General features: G+C 63.1%; 4 protein-coding genes and 1 pseudogene. 1 reads left to right on the top strand and 4 read right to left on the bottom strand.

Annotated elements, in window-relative coordinates; genetic code table 11:
* Window positions 1–103 precede the first annotated feature (103 nt).
* Genes WBR57_RS00210 through WBR57_RS00195 form a run of 4 tightly spaced genes read right to left on the bottom strand, consistent with a single transcriptional unit; the run spans window position 104 to window position 2,695 of the window.
* Window positions 104–1,417 (bottom strand): sensor histidine kinase, encoded by a 1,314-nt coding sequence (locus WBR57_RS00210; protein WP_424081040.1) that lies wholly within the window; start codon window positions 1,415–1,417, stop codon window positions 104–106.
* On the bottom strand, window positions 1,414–2,082 hold the full coding sequence (locus tag WBR57_RS00205; protein WP_424081037.1) for a response regulator transcription factor: 669 nt from the start codon (window positions 2,080–2,082) through the stop codon (window positions 1,414–1,416). Before WBR57_RS00205 ends, WBR57_RS00210 begins: the two co-directional genes overlap by 4 nt.
* Window positions 2,082–2,393, bottom strand: coding sequence for a PepSY domain-containing protein (locus WBR57_RS00200; RefSeq protein WP_424081035.1), 312 nt, complete (start codon window positions 2,391–2,393; stop codon window positions 2,082–2,084). Before WBR57_RS00200 ends, WBR57_RS00205 begins: the two co-directional genes overlap by 1 nt.
* Window positions 2,393–2,695 carry a PepSY domain-containing protein gene (locus tag WBR57_RS00195; protein ID WP_424081033.1) on the bottom strand — a complete coding sequence of 101 codons (303 nt, stop codon included), beginning with the start codon at window positions 2,693–2,695 and terminating at the stop codon, window positions 2,393–2,395. Before WBR57_RS00195 ends, WBR57_RS00200 begins: the two co-directional genes overlap by 1 nt.
* Before the next feature lie 156 nt (window positions 2,696–2,851).
* On the opposite strand from WBR57_RS00195, the pseudogene WBR57_RS00190 reads away from it, so the two are divergent.
* Window positions 2,852–3,345: pseudogene (locus WBR57_RS00190) on the top strand (patatin-like phospholipase family protein); the annotation flags it as partial.

The raw sequence follows: 3,345 nt of genomic DNA, 5'->3' as shown, positions 1-3,345 counted from the left end.
GGCTTGCTCGCGAATGCAGTGTGTCAGTCGCCAGATAAGTTGGCTGGCACCCCGCCTTCGCGAGCAAGCCCGCTCCCACATTTTGATCTGCATTGTTTCAGCGCTAGCGTTTGGGCAGCTCGATCAGCACTTTCAGGCCGCCCAGCTGGCTTTCCTGCAACTGCAACACCCCGCCCCATACCTCGACGATATCGCGCACGATGCCCAGCCCAAGGCCATGGCCGTCAATCTGTTCATCCAGCCGTGTGCCTCGGCTGAACACTTGGTCACGCTGGGATTCAGGGATGCCGGGGCCGTCGTCTTCAACCGCCAACAGGAAGCTGTGCGCCGTTTCAGTGACGTTCAAACGCACGTCGGCATCCGCCCACTTGCAGGCGTTGTCCAACAGGTTGCCGAGCAGCTCCAGCAGGTCTTCGCGGTCCCAGGGCAGTTGCAGGCCCGGGGCGCCTTGGTAGCTGAGGTCCAGGTGGTCGCCGTGGATCATCCTCAATGTCGCCAGCAGGCCGGGCAATTCCTGGTCACAGTCGAACAATGCACCGGGCAAGGTTTCGCCGGCCAGGCGTGCACGATTGAGTTCGCGGTTGAGGCGCTGCTGCACCTGTTCCAGCTGGTCGCGCAGCAGTTTGCTCAGTTCGGGATGGTGTGTGAGGGGCTCGCTGGAAGCCGCACTCAAGAGCACCGCCAGCGGGGTTTTCAAGGCGTGGCCAAGGTTGCCGAGGGCGTTGCGCGAACGTTTCAGGCTGTCTTCGGTGTGGGCCAGCAAGTGGTTGATCTGCGCCACCAGCGGCTCGAGTTCCTGCGGCACCTGGGTGTCAAGTTGCGAACGCTGGCCCTGCTGCAGCTGGGCGATCTGGTTGCGTGCGGTTTCCAGCGGGCGCAAGGCGCGGCGCACGGTCACCCGTTGCAGGATCAGCACCAGCAGCAACGCCGCCAGCCCCAGCACCAGACCAATCCGGCGCATCAGGCGGAAGCTTTCCCGCACCGGGGTGTAGTCCTGCGCCACGCTGATGGAAATCGACTGGCCAAAACGCTTGTAGTCCGAACGCAGCACCAGCAGTTGCTGGCCTTCCGGTCCCAGTTGCAGGTTGCCCTTGAGCCCGACCTCGGGCAGCCGCGGCAATTCCTGGTCCCACAGCGAGCGGGAGCGCCAATGGGTATCGGCAAAATCGATACGGAAATAATGCCCGGAAAACGGCCGCTGATAGGCCGGCGACAAGCGCTGTTCGTCGAGTTGCACACCGTTGGGCCCACGGACCAGCGCCACCAGCAGGTTCTCGGCGTCGTTACGCAACCCGGCTTCCAGATAGCGCTGCAAACCCGCCTCGAACAACCACAGGCTGGTTTGCGCCAGCACCACGCCGACGATCACCATCACGCTGATCAGCCCCAGGCTCAGGCGTCGCTGAATCGACTTCATGCAGGGCTGGCGCCAAACCGGTAACCCTGGCCGCGACGGGTTTCGATCACGCTGCGGCCGAGCTTGCGGCGCAGGTGGTTGACGTGCACTTCCAGCACGTTCGAATCACGCTCGGTCTCGCCGTCGTACAGGTGCTCGGCCAGGTGGCTTTTCGAGAGGATTTGTTCGGGGTGCAGCATGAAATAACGCAGCAACCGGAATTCGGCGGCGGTCAGCTGGATCTCTTCGCCATCGCGCAACACGCATTGACGGCCCTCATCCAGGTGCAAGCCAGCGGCTTGCAAGGTCGGCTGGTTGGCCTGGCCATGGGAACGGCGCAACAGCGCCTGGATGCGCAGGTGCAGTTCTTCGGGGTGAAAGGGTTTGCTCAAGTAATCATCGGCGCCGGCCTTGAGCCCTTCGATGCGCTCAGCCCAGGAATCGCGGGCGGTCAGCACCAGCACCGGGGTGGCCAGCGCGGCCGCGCGCCATTGCGCCAATACCTCCAGCCCAGGCAAGCCGGGCAGGCCGAGGTCGAGGATGATCAAGTCATAGGGCTCGCTGCGGCCCTGGTACGCCGCATCGCGGCCATCGGCCAGCCAATCCACGGCATAACCCTGGCGCTGCAGGCCGGCCAGCAGTTCATCGGCCAGGGGTACATTGTCTTCCACCAGAAGCAGGCGCATCAGTCTTCCTCGTCTTTGATCAGCGCACCGGTGGTCGCGTCCAGCTTGATTTCGCGCACCACACCTTCGGTGGTCACCAGTTCCACTTCGTAGGCATATTGGCCGTGCTTTTTCTCAAGCTCGGCTTCCAGCATCCGGGAGCCGGGGTAGCGTGCCATGGCCTGGTGCAAGAGCTGCTCCAGCGGCAGGATCACGCCCTGCTGGCGCAGCGCCAGGGCTTCATCCTGGTTGAGGTCGCGGGCTGCCAGGCTAGAGCAAAAAACCAGCAACACCAGCGCCCCCCGACTGCCGACGCGTAAATTTACCTTCATTACGTATCCTGATGATTCTTGAGAACCTGCCCGGAGAGCGCGTCCAATTCAATATCCCATTCAATGCCGTTGGCATCTTCCAGCTCGACCTCATAGACGTACTTGCCGTACGCCTCGTCCAGGTCCGTATCCAGCAGCGTCGAACCGGGGTGCAGGGCCAGGGCCGTGGCTTCGAGTTGATCGAAAGCGACAATTGTAACAGTGGCGGGCACGATCAGTGGTTTGTCGGGGTCCACAGCTGCGGCAAGGGTCGGCGTGGAAGCGATGATAGCGGCGGCGACCAGAGCTGTGAGGCGCTTCATGACAAGTCTCCGTTACTAGATTTTTCCTACGTGGCCACCGTACCTGCCGGAACTTAACTGAAACTGAATTGCCACCATGGCAATTTTCGGGCAAGCCCTTTTCCCACACCGCGCGAGATTTTCTATACTGCCCCGCTCGCTTCAACAGAGACCGGTATGACAGCCATCCACATCAAATTCCCCGCGCTGACCCTCAAGGCCGGCAAACGTGCATTTGCGCGCATTCGTGAACAGGGCCTGGCGCCGGCGGATGTGGGCATTCTTCCCGGCGCCGCCGGCGGCCCCAAGGCGCTGGGGATCCAGGGCCTGGACCTGGCACTGTTCGGCGACTGGCTGCCGCGTGCGCCCCGCGAACGCGCACTGATCGGCGCGTCGATCGGTTCCTGGCGGTTTGCCAGTGCCTGCCTGCCCGACCCGGTGCAAGGCCTGCTCGACCTTGGCCGCCTGTACAACGAACAGCGTTTTGCCAAGGGCGTGACCATGGCCGAAGTCAGTCGCAGCTGCCAGCGCATGCTCGACGACCTGCTGGCCGGCCGCGATGCGCGGGTGCTGGACAACCCCGACTACCGGCTGAACATCATGGTGGTCAAGAGCCACGGTCTGCTCGCCGACGACCACCGTGGGCGCCTGGGCCTGGGCCTGTCGTCGGT

The sequence above is a fragment of the Pseudomonas sp. genome (assembly GCF_049590575.1).
In the GTDB taxonomy this organism is placed as follows: domain Bacteria; phylum Pseudomonadota; class Gammaproteobacteria; order Pseudomonadales; family Pseudomonadaceae; genus Aquipseudomonas.
The sequence above is the reverse complement of the archived record's forward strand: the minus strand, read 5'-3'. Positions and strand labels throughout refer to the sequence as shown.

Bases quoted from the DNA above. Each gene is read 5' to 3' on its own strand.
- WBR57_RS00210 (WP_424081040.1), bottom strand. From the start codon at position 1,417: ATGAAGTCGATTCAGCGACGCCTGAGCCTGGGGCTGATCAGCGTGATG.
- WBR57_RS00205 (WP_424081037.1), bottom strand. From the start codon at position 2,082: ATGCGCCTGCTTCTGGTGGAAGACAATGTACCCCTGGCCGATGAACTG.
- WBR57_RS00200 (WP_424081035.1), bottom strand. From the start codon at position 2,393: ATGAAGGTAAATTTACGCGTCGGCAGTCGGGGGGCGCTGGTGTTGCTG.
- WBR57_RS00195 (WP_424081033.1), bottom strand. From the start codon at position 2,695: ATGAAGCGCCTCACAGCTCTGGTCGCCGCCGCTATCATCGCTTCCACG.